Below are 17,552 nucleotides of genomic sequence, written 5' to 3'. Positions count from 1 at the left end.
CCCCTCATGTCGGCGTCGTCACCATGGAACTCTTCACGTAAGGCGCGATATGTCATGAAATTTCCGCTCTTATCTTGCGTCATCGCGGCGATGGCGGCCACAGCGTTCGTGAGCGTGCCGGCCCACGCGGCCTCAGCGCCCCTGGAGCAGCAGACCACCCGGCAGGCCACCCAGCAGGCCGCTGCGGCAGCACCGACGGTGGAGCCCGAGCTGCGCACCAAGCTGGCCGCCGGCGGCAAGCTCAGGGTGAACGTGGTCACCAAGTCCCGGACCGACCTGCCCGACGCCTCCGCCAACGGCCAGGTCCTGCAGACCTCCTCCCGCTTCCCCATGGTCACCCTGCGCGTGGACGCGGCGGCCGTGGACCGCCTGTCCAAGCTCGCCAACGTCGTCAGCGTCACCGAGGACAAGCCCGTACCCCCGGTGCTGGCCCAGAGCATCCCCCTGATCGGCGGGGACCGCACCCGCGCCGCGGGCATGACCGGCGCCGGCAGCGTCGTCGCCATCCTGGACACCGGCGTCGCCGCCAACCACCCCTTCCTGGGCAGCCGCGTCCTCGACGAGGCCTGCTTCTCCCCCATCGACGCCGACTACTCGGCCACCAGCCTGTGCCCCGACGGCAACGCCGAGCAGGAAGGACCCGGCGCGGCCGACACCGACACCGGCCCCTGCGCCGACGCCGCCCTCGACTGCGACCACGGCACCCACGTGGCCGGCATCGCCGTCGGCAACGGCCAGAACGTCACCGGAGCCCCGCCCGCCGGCGTCGCCCCCGCCGCCGAGATCGTCGCCGTCCAGGTCTTCAGCAAGTTCAGCTCCGAGGACTTCTGCGGCGCCGGCGCGGCTCCCTGCGTGCTCAGCTTCACCAGCGCCCAGATCGCCGGCCTGGAGAAGGTCCTGGAGCTGCAGGAGGGCGGCACCCCCATCGTGGCCGCCAACCTCAGCCTCGGCAGCGGCCGCTACACCGCCGCCTGCGACACCGACCCCCGCAAGCCCGCCATCGACGCCCTCCTGGCGGCCGGCGTGGCCACCGTCATCGCCTCCGGCAACAACGGCTACGGCGACGCCATCAGCGCGCCGGCCTGCGTCTCCTCGGCCATCGCCGTCGGCAGCACCACCGACCAGGACACCCCGTCCACGTTCAGCAACCGCGGCCCCCTGCTGGACCTGTTCGCCCCGGGCACCGACATCGTCTCCTCCATCCCCGGCAACAAGTACGCCTCCATGAGCGGCACCTCCATGGCCGCCCCCCACGTCACGGGCGCCCTGGCCGTGATGCGCCAGGCCCAGCCCACCACCGCCGTCTCCCAGCTGGTGACCACCCTGAAGACCACCGGCAAGGCCATCACCTACACCGGCGCCACCACCTCCCGCATCCAGCTCGACACCGCCGTCCTCGGCAGCACCAACCCCACCCCGGACCCCGACGCCGACCCCTGGCCGCTGCCCAACTACACCAACGGGACCGACTACGCCATCCCCGACCACGGCTACGTGGAGTCGAAGATCGTGGTGAACGACCTCATCGGCAGCGCGCCCGCCAACATCGAGGTCTACATCGACATCCACCACACCTGGCGCGGCGAGGTGAAGGCCGACCTGATCGCCCCGGACGGGAAGGTCTACCCGCTGCGGGCGCCCGCCCCCAACGACAGCGCCGACATCATCCACGAGACCTATCACGTCAACGCCAGCGCCTCCCCGGTGAAGGGCACCTGGAAGCTGCGCGCCCAGGACGTCGAATGGCTCGACACCGGCTACATCGACAGCTGGACCATCAGGCTGCCCTGCTTCGGCGCCTGGGACGACGTCCCCATCCCCGACCCCGGCAGCGCGGAATCCCGGATCGTGGTCGGCTGGCTCCCCGGCAACGCCCCCTCCAACGTGACCGTCTACGTCGAGATCAACCACACCTGGCGCGGCGACCTCAAGCTCGACCTGGTCGCCCCGGACGGCAAGGTCTACCCGTTACGGGCACCGGCCCCCAAGGACGACGCCGACGTCCTGAACGAGACCTATCACGTCAATGCCAGCACCTCACCGGCCAGCGGCAGCTGGAAACTCCGCGTAGAGGATGTCACATCCGGCGACAAGGGCTACATCAACGGATGGACGCTCACCCAGTGAGGGAACGCGGCGGCCCGCCGAGCCGCCGCACACCCTCGACCAGCTCGGCGACGTCGGCGGCCGCCGCGAAGCCGAGCCGCAGGTAGCCGCCCGGAGCCTCCGCGGCGAAGTAGTCGCGGCCCGCGCTGATGACCACGCCCCGCGCCCGCGCCGCCTCGACGGCGGCGTGGTCGTGGCCCCCGCTCATCCGCACCCACAGGTGCAGCCCTCCGGTGGGGACGTGCCCGGGCACCCAGCCGGGGACCTCGCGGGCCAGCGCGGTGACCAGCGCGGCGCAGCGTTCGCGCAACGCGTGGGCCAGGGCGCGCAGGTGCCGGTCCCAGGCCGGGGTGCTGAGCAGTTCGACGGCCGCCTCCTGGAGGGGACGCGCGATGAAGAAGTCGTCCACCCGCCGCATCGCGCGCAGCCGTTCCATCACCGGGCCCCTGGCGATGACCGCGCCGATGCGCAGGCTGGGCGAGGCGGGCTTGGTCAGGGAGGTCACGTGGACCACGGTGCCGTCGCGGTCGTCGGCGACGAGCGCGCGGGGCACCGGCGCGCCGTGCCCGAGGTGGCGCGCGAAGTCGTCCTCGACCAGGAACGCGCCGGCCGCGCGGGCCACGTCAACCACCTGCCGGCGACGCTCGGACGACAGGACGGCGCCGGTCGGGTTGTGGAAGGTCGGCTGGCAGTACAGCAGCCGGGCCCCGGTCGTGGCGAAGGCGTCGGCCAGCAGGTCGGGCCGGAGGCCGTCGCCGTCCAGGGGCACGGGCACGGGACGCAGGCCCGCCGCGCGGGCGGCCACCAGCGCGCCCGGATAGGTGGGCGATTCGACCAGGATCGGGCTGCCGGGCGCGGCAATGGCACGGAACACCATGGAGAGGGCGCTCTGCCCGCCGCTGGTGATCAGCACGTCGTCGGGGCCGACGTCGCCGCCGGCCTGCCTGGCGAAGATCGTACGCAACGGGGTCAGGCCGGCCACCGGCGCGCGCTCCCACGCGTCCGGGCGGCGGGCCGCGCGAGCCAGGGCGGCGGCCAGCGCCTTGACGGGCTGCAGGGAGCCGTGCAGGTAGCCGCCCGCCATCGTGATGGCGCCGGGCGGCGGGCCGAGCAGCTCGCCCGCCGTCAGCGCGGGCATGCTGCGGTCCGCGAGCACGACCGTCTGCCAGGAGGTGTCCCCCACGCAGTCGGCGGACCGGTCGCGGCGCGCCGCGACGAAGGTGCCGCTGCCCGGCCGGGTCACCACCGCCCCCTCGGCGGCCAGCAGGGCGAAGGCCCGCGTCACCGTCACCGGGCTCACCCCGTGACGGCGCACCAGGTCACGGGCGCTGGGCAGCCGGTCGCCCGCGGCCAGCCCGGCGATCTCCGCCCGCAGGCTCGTGACGAGAGAGTCAGTAATGTTACTCTCGGACATGAGAGACAAGAGTAACGCTTTCCCCTTCTCCCCGGAAACGCTTCGGTCCCTTCGCGCCGACACCCCGGGCTGCGAATCGGTGGTGCACTTCAACAACGCCGGCTGCGGCCTGCTGGCCAGCCCGGTGCTGGAGGCGATGCTCGCCCACCTGCGACTGGAAGCGGCCATCGGCGGATACGAGGCGGCCGCGGCGCGGCAGGAGGAGGTCCGCGACTTCTACGCCGCGACGGCCGGGCTCCTCAACTGCTCCCCCGAGAACATCGCCTTCGCCGGGAGCGCGACCGACGCCTACACCAGGGCGCTGTCCGCCATCCCGTTCGAGCGCGGCGACGTCATCCTCACCACCCGCAACGACTTCATCTCCAACCAGATCGCCTTCCTGTCGCTGCGCAAGAGGTTCGGCGTCGAGATCGTGCACGCCCCGGACCACGCCGACGGCAGCGGCGTCGACGTCGAGGCGATGGCCGCGCTCATGCGCGAGCGGCGGCCCCGGCTGGTCGCCGTGACCCACGTGCCCACCAACTCCGGCCTGGTCCAGCCGGTCGCCGAGATCGGCCGCCACTGCCGCGAGCTGGAGCTGCTGTATCTCGTGGACGCCTGCCAGACGGTCGGCCAGTACGAGATCGACGTCGAGGAGATCGGCTGCGACCTGCTCACCGCCACGTGCCGCAAGTTCCTGCGCGGCCCGCGCGGCTCCGGCTTCCTGTACGTCTCCGACCGGGTCCTGCGCGCCGGCTACGAGCCGCTGTTCATCGACATGTACGGCGCCCGCTGGGTCGAGCCGGGACGCTACCGCCCGGTCGAGACCGCCGCGCGCTTCGAGGACTGGGAGTTCCCCTACTCGGCCGTGATCGGCAGCGCGGTGGCCACCAGGTACGCCCTCCAGGTCGGCGTGCGCCGCATCGCCGAACGCACGCCCGCCCTCGGAGCCCGGCTGCGTGACCGGCTGGCCGGCATCCCCGGCGTCCGGCTCCTCGATCGCGGCGCGCGGCCGGCGGCCCTGGTCACCTTCGAGATCGACGGCTGGCAGCCGCAACCCTTCAAGGAGGCCATGGACGCGCGGGGGATCAACTCCGCCCTCAGCTTCCGCGAGTTCGCCCAGTACGACTTCCGCGACAAGGACGTGGAGTGGGCCCTTCGCCTGTCACCGCACTACTACAACACCGAGGAGGAGGTGGACCGGGTCGCCGCCACGGTCGCCGAGCTCAGCGCCACCGCCGCCCGGCGGTGACGCCAGGGCCCGCGCTCAGTAGCACGGCCTCCAGGTTGCTGATCGAGCGCGCCGCCCTCGCGCTCGCGGAGGCGGCCACGCGGATCGCCGACAACCCCGGCGGCGTCCCCGACGCGGTGTGGCAGCCATTGAGCAAACGCTTGGTAGAGTCGGTGCGTGCTGCTCGATGACAAGGTCGCGGTCGTCACCGGGGCGGGCCCCGGGCTGGGGCGGACCCTGGCGCGCCTGCTGAGCGAGGAGGGCGCCAGGGTCGTCGTGGCCGCCCGCACGGCGGCCACCGTCGAGCGGACCGCCGCCGAGGTGCCGGGCACGCTGGCGGTGCCCGCCGACGTGACGAGGATCGAGGACGTACGGCGGCTCGCCGGCACCGTGATCGACCGCTTGGGCCGGGTGGACGTGCTGGTCAACGCCGCCTTCCCCGGCTCGCACCGCAGGAACGTGCTCGACATGTCCGACGGCGACCTCGAAGCCTGGCGCGCGGCCGTCGAGACGGGCGGCTACGGCACCCTGCTGGCCTGCAGGTTCATCGCGCCGCACATGGTGGCCCAGCGCTCCGGCTCGATCGTCAACCTCACCTCCATGTCCTCCCGCAAGGGCTACGCGGGGCGCAGCGACTACGCCGCCGGCAAGGCCGCCGCGCACCTGCTGTCCCACTGCCTCGCCGACGAGCTCGGCCCGTACGGGGTGCGCGTCAACTGCGTCGCCCCCGGCTGGATCGCCGGCGACGTGCTCGACGACTGGATGCGTACGCGGGCCGCGGCGGAAGGCGTGCCGTTCGAGGAGATCCTTGCCCGCGACGTCTCGGCGATGGCGCTGCGCCGCGTCGCCACCGAGGAGGACGTGGCCCGCGCCGTCCTCTACCTCGCCTCCGACCACGCCAGGGCCGTCACCGGCGCCACCATCGACGTCAACGGCGGCCAGCTGTTCACGTGAGAACGCGATCTTGTCTGCGGCCCCGGAAGTGATCACACTACGTTCGAAGCTCGGCGTCGAACGAGGAGCACCTCCATGACCACCGCTTTGACCTGGCTCGTACGGATGGGCACCGCGCTCCTCCTGGCCGCGCCCGCGCTGTCGCCCGGCGCCGCCTCGGCCCTGGCGACGGCCCCGGCGCCGCTCCAACCCCTGAGCCTGACGGGTCTCGACCTGCGCGCCGGGTCCGACCCGTACACCGTGCCGCTCGCGGCGGAGTACGAACAGGTGGGCATCGGCGGGGCGCTCAGCGGAACCGACCGCGTCGCGCTGCCCGGCGACGAGGACCCCGGCTGCGCCGCCCGGGCGGCCTATCTGCCGCGCGTGCCCGTCCGCTCCTGGTTCTGCTGGAACACCGGCGCCCAGGGCGACAAGGAGGACCTCCCGCACTCCCCCTGGGTGCCGCAGGGGCTGGCCACCTCGGGCGAGGCCCAGCTCGACGGCACCCCGATCGGCAGTGACCACCGGGCGCTCATCACCAGCTGGGTCTGGCTGAACTCCCCCGACCCGGACAACCCCGACTACCGCACCAACTCCGTGAACCTGTCGGTGGTCGACCTCGACGACCGCCGCTACCGCAACGTCCTGCCCGTGTGGGTCGACAGCCAGGGGAAGCTGCGGCGCGTCTACGGCCACGGCGGCGGCCTGGCCTGGTACGGGCCCTACCTGTTCATGACCTCCAGCACCAACTGGAACGGCTACTCGGGCCCCGACTCCACGTACAACACCATCCGGGTGTTCGACACCCGCAAGATCTACCGCAAGCGGGACGGGAGCGGCGGCGACTACAAGTACGTCATCCCCGAGGTGCGCCACTACATCACCCCCATCCGCCTGGACTACGTCTCCCTGGACCGCCACAGCTCCGGCGGCGCCAGCCTGATCGCCGGCACCTACAAGGCCTCCAGCGGCTCCGCGGGCTCCCCGGCCGGCACCAAACTGGTCCGCTACCGGTTCCAGCCGGCCCCGGACGGCGACTACCGGCTCGTCAACGCGCCCGTGCAGGCCTGGGTGTCCACCGTCCCGGCCGACCCCGCCAACGCCATCAGCGACGTGCAAGGCGTCCAGTCCGACGGCGACCTCCTCTACCTCAACATGGCGGCCGGCTCCCACCCCGGCCCCGACCCGAGGAGACGCTTCGCCACCGTGAACGTCGCCGCCACGCCCCGGACGATCAGCGCCCACACGAGCTGGGCGTACCGGCCGGAGGACCTGTCACAGTGGTACGCCACCGGCGAGCTCTGGGGGCTCACCGAGGGCGAGGAGGAACGGGTCGTCTTCTCCGTCGCCGTCGCCGACGTCGATCCCTCCTGAGCTCCCCCTTCGACGCCGCTGCCGGCGAAATGTTGATGGTCCCGGATTAACGACATCGCCATTCGCCGGGCGTCCCGGTGGCCGAACCGGCGCGAGTCTGCTGGGGTGAGGTCCGGGAGGTGACCGATGCCCCAGGACAGACCGATTCTCGTCACGGGCGCCGCCGGCAGCGTCGGAGCGGTCGGCCGGACCGTCGTGGAGACGCTGCGGCGTCAGGGGCTCCCGGTCCGGGCGCTGGTCCATCGCGAGGACGAGCGCGCCGAGGCGCTGCGGGCCACGGGGGCCGAGGTCGTCGTCGCCGACATGACGCGCGCCGCCGACGTCGTGCCGGCCATGCGCGGCGTCGGCCGGGTGTTCTTCAGCATGAGCGTCTCGCCGTCGTACCTGGAGGCCGCGGTCACCATGGCGACCGTGGCCCGCCAGACCACCGGCATCGGGGCCTTCGTCAACCTCTCGCAGATGACCGTCTCCGGGATGACCACCACGAGCACGGAGGAGTCACGCCAGCAGCGGCTGCACTGGCTCGCCGAGCAGGCGCTCACCTGGTCCGGGCTGCCGCTGATCGTCGTCCGGCCCACGGTCTTCCTCGAACACCCCTTCTTCACCCTCTTCGCCGCCGCCTCCATAGCCGAGCGGGACGAGATCCGCCTGCCGTTCGGGGCCGCCCATACCTCGCCGGTCGCGGCCGGCGACGTGGCGGAGGTCGTCGCGACCGTCCTGGCCGCCCCGTCGTCGCACGTCGGGAAGGTGTACGAGCTCACCGGCCCGCGCTCGGAGGACATGAACGCCGTGGCGGCGGAGTACTCCGAGGCCCTGGGGCGGCGCATCACGTACGTGGACCTGCCGCTGAAAGAGTGGATCGAGCAGGACCTCCGCAAGGCGAAGCTGCCCGACCACCTGGCCGAGCACATCGCCACCATGGCGCGGATGCACGCGCGGGGCCGCTACGCCCGCCTGACCCGCGACGTCGAGACCCTCACCGGACGGCCGGCGACGAGCGTCAAGAACTTCGTCGCCGGCCACGCGGCGCTCTTCGGCGGCACCCGGGTTGGCCCCGGGGGCCCGCGGTAGCGATCATGGGAGGATGCCGAGGAGTGCGCTGGACCGGGCGCGTGACCTGTGGGCGGGCCTGGCCGGCGTCCCCGTCACGTTTCCGGCGAACGGGGACGTGAAGGTCGTGATCTCGCCCGGGTCGTCGCTGTGCCCGCCGGGATGGACGGGCGTCGTCGCGCTGGGCGGGGCGATCCTGGCCACCGTCCCCGACGCCGCCCTCGCCGAGCCGGTACGAAGCGCCCTGCTCGACCCCGGCGACACCGGCCTCGCTCGGCTTCCGGAACTCCTGCCGGTCCTGGACGTCCTGGGCCCGGCGACACTGGCCTATCTCGACGCCGGCGACTTCGTCCCCGCCCCGGCCACCGCCGAGGTCGACCGCCTGCCGGCCGATCACCCGGCGATCCGGGCCCTGCTGGAATCGGTCCCGGAGGAGGAGGCGGACGAGTCCGGCCTGGAGGAGATCACCTCGGCCGCCTACGCCGTCCGCGACGGCGGGGACGTCCTCGCGGCCGCCGGCTTCCGCCCCTGGCTGGACACGGCCGCGCACGTGAGCGTGCTGACCGCGCCACGGTGCCGCGGCCGGGGGCTGGCCCGCCTGGCGGCCTCCGCGGCGGTCGCCGACGCGTTGACGCTCGGGCTGCTGCCGCAGTGGCGCGCCCGCCCGGAGCCGTCGCGGCGTGTCGCCCGCGCACTCGGCTTCCACGAGCACGGCGCGCAGATCAGCATCCGGCTCTAGGACCGGTCGCGGACCGGCGTTCGTCGCCATGCTGCCGCCCGGACAGCACCTCGCCGTCGCCGGCACGGGCAAGCCCGGGCGGTCATACTCCGCGGATATACGCCGCAGATATACCCTCAGAGTATAGTCTCCGGACATGAGCGTTCCCCTTGCGCTGCTCGGCCTCCTGGAGCGGGAGCCGAGCCATGGTTACGACCTGAAACGCGACTACGACACCTACTTCGGCGGGGGCAAGTCCCTGCCGTTCGGCCAGGTGTACTCCACGCTCGCCCGCCTGGCCAGGGACGGCAAGATCGCCGCCGGGCAGAGCGAGCCGGGCGACGGCCCGGACCGCAAGCGCTACGCCATCACCCCGGTCGGCCGGAGCGAGGTCGAGAAGTGGCTGGCCGAGCCGGTCGCGGCCGAGCCGTACCTGCAGACGGTGCTGTTCACGAAGGTCGTGCTGGCGCTGATGCTGGGCCGCGACGCGGCGGGCTACCTCGACGCCCAGCGCGCCACGCATCTGCGGCGCATGCGGGAGCTGTCCGAGATCAAGCGCGGCGGCGCGCTGATCGACACGCTGCTCGCCGACCATGCCCTGTTCCGGCTGGAGGCCGATCTGCGGTGGATCGACGTCACCCAGGCCAGGCTGGGGGCGCTGGCGGAAACGGTGCGCGCCCGATGATCGTCAACGCTCTGCTGCGGGCCGAGGGCATCAGCCGCTCCTTCGGCAGCACGCCCGCGCTGCGGGAGGCCGGCCTGTCGGTGGCCGCGGGCGAGGTCCTGGCCATCATGGGGCCCAGCGGTTCCGGCAAGTCGACGCTGCTGCACTGCCTGGCCGGGATCTTCACCCCGGACACCGGCGAGGTGTGGTTCGACGGGCGGCGGCTCGACACGCTGGACGACGGCCGCCGCAGCGAGCTGCGGCGCACGGCCTTCGGGTTCGTCTTCCAGTTCGGCCAGCTCGTGCCCGAGCTGACGGTGGCCGACAACGTGGCGCTGCCGCTGCTGCTCGGCCGTACCAGGCGCAGGCACGCCTACGCGCGGGCCGAGTCCTGGCTGGAGCGGCTGGAGCTGGCCGGGCTGGGCGGCCGGCGTACCGGGGAGCTGTCGGGCGGGCAGGCGCAGCGGGTGGCCATCGCGCGGGCGCTGGTGACGAAGCCGCGCGTCATCTTCGCCGACGAGCCGACCGGCGCGCTCGACTCGCTGACCGGCGAGCACGTGATGGACCTGCTGGTGGGCCTGGCCCGCGAGGAGGGCGCCACCGTGATCGTGGTGACGCACGACGCCCGGGTGGCCGCCTGCGCCGACCGCGAGGTCGTGGTGCGCGACGGCAAGGTGACCGACCCGTACGCCGGCGGGGTCCTCCGATGATCCTGCTGGGGCTGCGGCTGTCGCTGCGCAGCGGCAGGGAGACGGCGGCCCGGCTGGCACTGATCGTGGCCGGGGTGGCGGTCGGCGTCGTGGTGCTGCTGGCGACGTTGTCGCTGTTCAACGCCTTCCAGGCGACCGGCGACCGGCCCTGCTGGGAGTGCACGCGCGGCACGGCGCCCAGCGGCTGGGCCCTGGACGCCACCGGCGACGGCGCCCTGTGGAACCTCCGCGAGGACTTCTACGCGGGCCGGACGATCACCAGGCTCGACGCCGCCGGGCTCGGCGGCCGCGCGCCGGTCATCCCCGGCCTGTCCCGCATGCCCGGCCCCGGCCAGTACTACGCCTCGCCCGCGCTGGCCCGGCTCCTGGACTCGGCGCCGCGCGAGCAGCTCGCCGCCCGCTTCCCCGGGACGCGGGCGGGCCTGATCGGCCGGGCCGCGCTGGCCGGGCCCGACGAGCTGGTCATCGTGGTGGGCGGGACGCCGCAGCAGGTCGCCGCCATGATCGGCACCCGGCGGGTCGACATGGTCGCCACCGAGCCGGCGGTCGACCAGAGCGCGGACGTGTACCAATTCGGGTTCGGCATCGCCGCCATCGGGCTGATCGTCCCGCTGCTGGTGCTGGTGGGCACCGCCACCCGGCTGGCCGCCGCCCGCCGCGAGACGCGCTTCGCGGCGATCCGGCTGGTCGGCGCCACCTCCCGGCAGATCAACATCCTCGCCGCGGTGGACGCCGCGCTGGGCGCGCTGCTCGGCGCGCTGGCCGGCGTCGTGCTCTTCCAGCTCGTACGGCCGGTCGTGGCCGGGATCCGGATCACCGGTTCGCGCTTCTTCCCCGAGCTGGCCGTCCCGACCCCCTGGCAGTACGCGGCCGTGCTCGCCTGCGTGCCGCTCGTCTCGGCGGGCGCCGCCCTGTGGTCGCTGCGCCGGGTGCGGATCTCACCGCTCGGCGTGGCCAGGAAGGCGGCCCCGCCGCCGCCGCGGGCGTGGCGGGTGATCCCGCTGCTGGCGGGGCTGGGGCTGTTCGCGGGGCCGGCGTTCAAGGACGGCAAGCCCGACCCCCTCCTGGCCAACGCGGGGATCGCGCTCGTCATGGCCGGGCTCGTGCTGGCCGGGCCATGGCTGACGATGCTCGGCGCGCGCCTGGCCGCCCGGCTGACCCGCGGCGCGGCGACGCTGCTGGCCGCCCAGCGGCTGGCCGCCGACCCGAAGACCGCGTTCAGGTCGGTCAGCGGGCTGGTGCTGGCGGTGTTCATCGGGACGACGATCGCGGCCCTCGTGCCCACGGTGGTCGCGGGCCAGCGGGCCGTGGCCGGCGGCACGCTCAACGACGTGCTGGGCGCCACGCTCTGGCGGCCGGGCATCGCGAGCCTGTCGCCGCGGGCGTCGGCGGACCTGCTCGCCCAGGTACGTGCCCAGCCCGGCGTGGACGTGCTGCCCATCTACGCCAGGGCGGATCTGGAGAGCCTGCGCCCGCCGGCCGACGGCTCGCCGCCCATGACCTCCGTCGTCGAGTGCTCGAACCTGGCCCGCTTCCCCGTGCTCGGCCGCTGCCCCGAGGGCGCGCAGGCCGTGCTGGGCCGGTTCGACCGCGTCGTCGGCGCCGACAACCCCCTCACCATCGACAAGCTCCTCCCGCTGGCGGGACCGGCCAGCGAGCCCGCCTCCACCGCCGGGCTCGATCTGATGGCCGTCATGATCCGCACGGGCGACGCGGCCACGCTGGAGCGGCTGCGTACCCTGGTGGCCGGCTACTCCGCGCAGGCGCCGCTGACCTTCGCCGAGATCGCCCAGGTCAGGGCGGACCTCTACACCCGCGCGGAGAGCATCGCGCTGGCCATGGTCGCGCTCACCCTGGTCGTCGGCGGCTGCAGCCTCGTGGTGGCGGTCGGCGGCGGCCTGGTGGAGCGCAGGCAGCCGTTCACGCTGCTGCGGCTGGCCGGCACGCCCACGCGGACCCTGGCCACGGTGGTGCTGCTGGAGTCGGCGCTGCCGCTCGTCCTGGCCGCCGTGCTGGCCGCCGGCGCCGGCTTCGCCGTGGCCGAACCGCTCGTCGCCCAGCTCGCGATGAAGGGTGCCTCACTGGCGATGCCCGGACCGGTCTACTTCGCCTCCCTCGGCGGCGGCCTGGCCGCCTCCCTCCTGGTGATCCTCACCGCCCTCCCCCTGCTCAGGCGCATGACCGCGCCCGACAACGCGCGTTTCGAATAGGAGTTGCGTTGAAGCTGAAACCGGCCGCGCTGATCGCGCTGGCCCTGGTCGCCGCCGTCATGGTGGTGGTGCGCACCGACGTGCCGGCACTGGCGGACGACGGCCGCTACTCCGCCGAGATCCGGCGCACCGAGTACGGCATTCCGCACATTTCCGCCAAGGACTACGGCGGGCTCGGATTCGGGTACGGCTACGCCTTCGCGCAGGACAACCTCTGCGTGCTGGCCTCCTGGGTGGTGACGCTGCGGGGCGAGCGGTCCCGGTACTTCGGCCCCCAGGCGAAGTCCGACGAGCCGGTCCGCCCGGTCGCCAACCTGGTCAGCGACGTCTACTACAAGAGCGTCGCCGACTCCGGCGTGGTGGCTCGGCTGCTGGCCCGGCGAGCGCCGCTGGGCCCGACCGACGAGCTGCGCCGGCTCGTGGACGGCTACGTCGCCGGCTACAACCGCTACCTGGAGCGGACCGGCGTGGCGAACCTGCCGGATCCCACCTGCCGGGGCAAGGCCTGGGTCGGCCCCATCACCGCGACCGACATCTGGAACAACCTGCTCGACCTCAGCCGGATGACCGGCATCGGCGGGATGAAGGAGTACGTCGTCGGGGAGGCCGCAGCCGAGGGGCCGGAGCGCAGGCCCGCCGCGGGCAGCAACGCCTGGGCGCTCGGCCGCCGCGCGACGCGCGACGGCCACGGCATGGTGCTGGCCGACCCGCACTTCCCCTGGAACGGGATCCGCCGCTTCTACCAGGTGCAGCTGACCATCCCCGGCGTGCTCGACGTCTCCGGCGGCAGCCTGTACGGCACGCCGGTCGTCCAGATCGGCCACAACGCGACCATGGCCTGGACCCACACGGTCTCCCACGCCCAGCGGTTCACCCTCTACCAGCTCGACCTCGTGGACCGCACCAGCTATCGGGTGGACGGCCGGACCGAGCCGATGGGCCGCCAGGAGGTGCAGGTCACCCTGCAGGACGGCACCGTCGTGGACCACCTGCTCCACACCTCGCGCTACGGCCCGGTGCTGGCCGCCGGGCAGACCGGCAAGGTCGCCTACGCGCTGGCCGACGCCAACGCCGGCAACCTGCGCGCGGCCGACGAGTGGCTGGCGATGGCCAGGGCTCGGGACCTCACCCAGTTGCGCGCCGCCCAGAGCACCTACCAGGGCATGCCGTTCGTCCACACGCTCGCCACCGACGCCGGCGGCAGCGCCTACTTCGCCGACACCTCGATGGTCCCCCACGTCACCGACGCCCAGGCGGAGCGCTGCGGCAAGCCCTCCCCCATCCCGGGCCTGGAGGAGTACGTCCTGGACGGCTCGACCTCCGCGTGCCTGTGGGGCAGGGACCGCGACGCCGTCGTGCCCGGCATCTTCGGGCCCGCGAGCCGGCCGAGACTGACCCGCGCCGACTACGTGGCCAACTCCAACAACACCTTCTGGATGACGAACCCGTCGGCGCCGCTGACCGGCTACCCGCGCGTGTTCGGCAAGGCGCGTACCGAGCTGGAGCCGCGCCCCCGCGTCAGCCTGGACATGATCGCCCAGCGGCGGTCCGGGGCCGACGGGCTCGGCGCTCCCGGCTTCACCCTGGAGACGCTGCAGGCCACCGTGCAGGGCAAGCGCAACCACACCTTCGAGCTCATGCGCTCGGACCTGCCGGCGCTGTGCCGTGACAGCACCCTGACCACGTCCGCCGGCAAGCGGGTGGACGTGCGCGAGGCCTGCCGCACGCTGCGCGAGTGGAACGGGCGGGCCACCCTGGACGGCCAGGGGGCCATCCTGTGGCGCGAGTTCTTCCAGCGGCTGGGGCGGCCCACCAAGCCGGGAGAGCCCGTCTACAGCCCGTGGCGGGTGCCGTTCGATCCCGAGCGCCCGGTGGCCACCCCCCGGGGTCTCAAGAGCGACGACCCGGTGGTACGGCTGGCCCTGGCCGACGCCGTGGCCGCCTTCCAGGCCGGCGGCATCCCCCTCACGCTCACCCCGGGCCAGGCGCAGCACTACTCCTCGATCCCGATCCCCGGCTGCACCGAAGGGGAGGGCTGCTTCGACAGGGTACGCATGCGCGGCGCGCTCGGCGCGGACGGGCGCTACCCGGAGGTGGACACCGGTTCGACCTTCATGATGGCCGTCGAGCTCACCCCCGCCGGGCCCCGTACGCGGACCATCCTCACCTATTCGCTCTCGGCCGACCCCAGCTCGCCGCACCACACCGACCAGACGGTGCTGTTCTCGCGCGGCCAGTGGGTCACGGAGCGTTTCACCGAGGCCGAGATCGCCGCCGACCCGAAGCTGAGGACGTCCACCGTGAGCGGGTGAGAGCCGTCAGCGGTCCCCGGCCAGGCCGAGACGGGCGGTGAGCCTGCTCCGTACCGGATCGTCACCGGGCCGGTCGAGCTCGTCGAGGATGTCCAGCGCGGCCCGCCATTCCTGGCGGGCCGCCGCTTCGTCACCGGCGGAGCGGTGGGTGTCGCCGAGGTGGAGGAGGCACGCCGCCTCCTCCGCGCGGTCCCCCGCCTCCCGGAACAGCCGCAGGGCGTGCCGGTAGCGGCCGGCGGCCCGGTCGTGGTCGCCGGCGCGGTGGTAGGCGTAGCCCAGGCTGTCCAGGGCGGCCGCCTGGCCGTACGGGTCGCCCAGCGACTCGTACAGGGCGACGGCCTGCTCGCAGTGGTCGATGGCCTCGCGGTGGTGCCCGAGTTCGGCGTGCTCCCAGCCGACGGAGTTGAGAATGTCGGCGGTGCTGCTCTTGTCGCCCAGGTCCCGGTACAGTTCGAGCGCCCGCAGGGCATGGGCGAGGGCCTCGCCGTGGCGCTTCTGAGCGCTGAACACCATGGTGAGGCTGTGGTTAGCGCGAGCCTGGAGTGCCAGGTCGCCGAGCCGGGTGGACAGGTCGAGCGCGTGATCGAGCTGGGCGCGGGCGTCGTCGTAGCGGCCGAGCCGCAGATGGGTGCGGGCGATGGTCTGGTGCGCCCGGCACTGCCCGACGAGGTCGCCCTGGCCCCGGGCGGCCTCCAGGGCGGCCTGCTGCGTGGTGAGGATGTCCTGCCAGCGGCCCTGGCGGTTGAGGTAGTCGGCCAGCGACCAGGCCAGCTGCCAGGCGTGCGTGGCCAGCCCGGCGTCGGCGGCCCGGCTGACCGCCCACAGCAGCGCCTGGCTCTCGGCGGCGAACCAGTCGGCGGCCTGCTGGTGGTCGCGCAGGACGACCGGGACGGCGCCGGGAGCGAGGGGTTCGGTCAGCTGGATCGCCCGGCGGTTCGGGTAGAACAGCAGGGCCGCCGCGTGCGCGGTGTGCAGGTAGTGGTCGAGCAGGCGGCGCAGCGCCGCGTCGCGCTCGGCCTCGGTGTCCTCGGCGCAGGCCCGTTCGGCCGCGTAGTCGCGCAGCAGGTCGTGGAGGGCGAAGCGGCCGGGCGCGTGCTCGGTGACCAGGTGCGCGCGGACCAGCCCGGCCATGGGCCGCCGGGCGTCCCTGCCCAGGAGGCCGGCCGCGGCGGGCGGCGGGATGTCCGGTCCCGGGTGCAGGGCCAGTAATCGGAACAGCCGGGCCGCCTCCGGCTCCAGCGCCCGGTACGAGGCGGCGAACACGGTCCGCAGGTCCGCCGACAGCTCGCCGGCGTCCAGCGCGTCGAGCCGGGTGGACTCCTCGCGCAGCTCCTCGGCCAGGGACGCGAGCGGGAGCCACGGGCTCATCAGGGCGCGGGCCGCGATGATGCTCAGCGCCAGCGGCAGCCCGGCACAGCGCTCCACCAAGGCGGCCACCGCCTCCGGCTCGGCGTCGACCCGCTCGGGCCCCAGGTGGTGCAGCAGCAGCCGGCGGGCCTCGGCGGCGTCGAGCACGTCCAGCGGCACGTGCCGGGCGTCGTGGCCGGCGATCAGCCCGGGGAGCTGGTTCCGGCTGGTGACCAGCACGGTGCAGGAGGGCGTGCCCGGCAGCAGGGGGACGACCTGGGCGGTGTCGCGGGCGTTGTCGAGCACGATCAGCAGGCGCTTGCGGGCCGTCAGGCTCCGGTAGAGCGCGGTCTGCTCCTCCGGCCGCTGCGGGACGGCGGCGGGGTCCGCGCCGAGCGCGCCGAGCAGCAGGCGCAGGGCCGTCTCCACCGGCATCGGCGCGTTCCCGGCGTCGAATCCGCGCAGGTCCAGGTAGATCTGCCCGTCCGGGAAGCGGTCCACGTGGTGGTGCGCCCAGTACAGGGCCAGCCAGGTCTTGCCGATGCCGCCGTACCCGCCGATGGCGGAGATCATCGCCACCCGGTCCCCGCCGTCGCCGGTCAGCGCGTCGTCCAGGGTGGCCAGCTCGCGCGGGCGTCCGACGAACACCGGCGGCGGCGCGGGCAACTGGCGCGGCACCACGACCCCGGCGGGTGGGGGCGTGGGGGGCGCCGGGGCGGGTTCGGCGGGGGCGGGCGCCACTCCGGCCGTGAGCATCTGGTGGTGCAGGAGCCGCAGGTCGGGGCCGGGGTCCACGCCGAGGTCGGCGGCCAGCCGCTTGCGGATCCGCTCGTACTGCTGGAAGGCCTCGCCCTGGCGGCCGCTGCGGTAGAGGGCGAGGATCAGCTGGGCGGCCGGCCGTTCGTCCAGCGGGTGCTCGGCCGCCAGGGACTCCAGGGTGCCGAGGAGCGCGGCGTGGCCGCCGCGGCGCAGCCGTACGTCGTGGTAGGCCAGGCGCGCGGCCAGCCGCTCGCCCTGCAGGAGGTGCCGCTGCTCCCTTGCCCAGGCGGTGTCCAGGTCGGCGAACGGCTCGCCGCGCCACAGCTCCAGCGCCTGCTCGTACAGGCGTTCGGCGGTGGCGTCGTCGCTCGTGCGGGCCCGGTCCCGCAGGTCGCGGAAGCGGTGCAGGTCCACCGCGCTCTCGTCGGCCCGCAGCAGGTAGCCGCCGCCGCCGCGGCGGATGCCGCCGTCCCAGGCCGCCGGCAGGGACGTACGCAGCCGGGACAGGTAGCTGTGCAGGGTCGCGGTCGGCCGGCGGGGCGGCTCCTCCCCCCACACGCAGTCGGTCAGCTGGTCGAGGGACACCGGCTGGTTGACCTTCACCAGCAGCGCCGCCAGCACGCTTCGCTGCCTGGCCGGCCCCAGCTCGATCGCCTGGCCGCCGGCCCGGGCGCAGATCTCGCCCAGCACGCCGAACTCGACTCGTAACACGCTTCCCTCAACCCTCCGGAGCCGGCTCATCATC

General features: G+C 73.8%; 12 protein-coding genes. 10 read left to right on the top strand and 2 right to left on the bottom strand.

Going from position 1 to position 17,552, the window contains the following annotated elements:
• Positions 1–54: 54 nt before the first annotated feature.
• The gene (locus tag HD596_RS63940; protein WP_221519580.1) at positions 55–2,127 is read left to right on the top strand and encodes a S8 family serine peptidase; all 2,073 of its coding nucleotides are present in this window, start codon (positions 55–57) and stop codon (positions 2,125–2,127) included.
• On the opposite strand, the gene HD596_RS29610 is transcribed toward HD596_RS63940, so the two are convergent.
• Complete coding sequence (locus HD596_RS29610) at positions 2,117–3,520, bottom strand: aminotransferase-like domain-containing protein (protein WP_185072563.1); 1,404 nt, start codon at positions 3,518–3,520, stop codon at positions 2,117–2,119. The genes HD596_RS63940 and HD596_RS29610 overlap by 11 nt on opposite strands.
• Between HD596_RS29610 and HD596_RS29605 the strand changes: the two genes are divergently transcribed.
• From HD596_RS29605 to HD596_RS29565, 9 genes are all read left to right on the top strand, one after another.
• Positions 3,519–4,751 (top strand): aminotransferase class V-fold PLP-dependent enzyme, encoded by a 1,233-nt coding sequence (locus HD596_RS29605; RefSeq protein WP_185072562.1) that lies wholly within the window; start codon positions 3,519–3,521, stop codon positions 4,749–4,751. The two genes, HD596_RS29610 and HD596_RS29605, sit on opposite strands and share 2 nt — an antisense overlap.
• 156 nt (positions 4,752–4,907) lie before the next feature.
• Positions 4,908–5,684, top strand: a complete 777-nt coding sequence (locus HD596_RS29600; RefSeq protein ID WP_185072561.1) for an SDR family oxidoreductase — start codon at positions 4,908–4,910, stop codon at positions 5,682–5,684.
• A gap of 75 nt (positions 5,685–5,759) precedes the next feature.
• The gene (locus HD596_RS29595; RefSeq protein ID WP_185072560.1) at positions 5,760–7,037 is read left to right on the top strand and encodes a hypothetical protein; all 1,278 of its coding nucleotides are present in this window, start codon (positions 5,760–5,762) and stop codon (positions 7,035–7,037) included.
• Positions 7,038–7,163: 126 nt separating this feature from the next.
• Positions 7,164–8,108 carry an NmrA family NAD(P)-binding protein gene (locus HD596_RS29590; RefSeq protein ID WP_185072559.1) on the top strand — a complete coding sequence of 315 codons (945 nt, stop codon included), beginning with the start codon at positions 7,164–7,166 and terminating at the stop codon, positions 8,106–8,108.
• Between the two features lie 13 nt (positions 8,109–8,121).
• On the top strand, positions 8,122–8,826 hold the full coding sequence (locus tag HD596_RS29585) for a GNAT family N-acetyltransferase (protein ID WP_185072558.1): 705 nt from the start codon (positions 8,122–8,124) through the stop codon (positions 8,824–8,826).
• A gap of 136 nt (positions 8,827–8,962) precedes the next feature.
• Complete coding sequence (locus HD596_RS29580) at positions 8,963–9,490, top strand: PadR family transcriptional regulator (protein WP_185072557.1); 528 nt, start codon at positions 8,963–8,965, stop codon at positions 9,488–9,490.
• Positions 9,487–10,179: an ABC transporter ATP-binding protein gene (locus tag HD596_RS29575; protein ID WP_185072556.1), complete on the top strand. Its 693-nt coding sequence runs from the start codon at positions 9,487–9,489 to the stop codon at positions 10,177–10,179. Before HD596_RS29580 ends, HD596_RS29575 begins: the two co-directional genes overlap by 4 nt.
• Positions 10,176–12,389, top strand: a complete 2,214-nt coding sequence (locus HD596_RS29570; protein ID WP_185072555.1) for an FtsX-like permease family protein — start codon at positions 10,176–10,178, stop codon at positions 12,387–12,389. Before HD596_RS29575 ends, HD596_RS29570 begins: the two co-directional genes overlap by 4 nt.
• A gap of 8 nt (positions 12,390–12,397) precedes the next feature.
• Positions 12,398–14,701, top strand: coding sequence for a penicillin acylase family protein (locus tag HD596_RS29565; RefSeq protein WP_246554931.1), 2,304 nt, complete (start codon positions 12,398–12,400; stop codon positions 14,699–14,701).
• Positions 14,702–14,707: 6 nt separating this feature from the next.
• Here the strand turns inward: HD596_RS29565 and HD596_RS29560 are convergent, their stop codons facing one another.
• Positions 14,708–17,518, bottom strand: coding sequence for an AfsR/SARP family transcriptional regulator (locus tag HD596_RS29560; RefSeq protein ID WP_221519578.1), 2,811 nt, complete (start codon positions 17,516–17,518; stop codon positions 14,708–14,710).
• Between the last annotated feature and the right edge of the window lie 34 nt (positions 17,519–17,552).

The sequence above is a fragment of the Nonomuraea jabiensis genome (genome assembly GCF_014204795.1).
GTDB classification, from domain to species: Bacteria; Actinomycetota; Actinomycetes; order Streptosporangiales; family Streptosporangiaceae; genus Nonomuraea; species Nonomuraea jabiensis.
The sequence above is the reverse complement of the archived record's forward strand: the minus strand, read 5'-3'. Positions and strand labels throughout refer to the sequence as shown.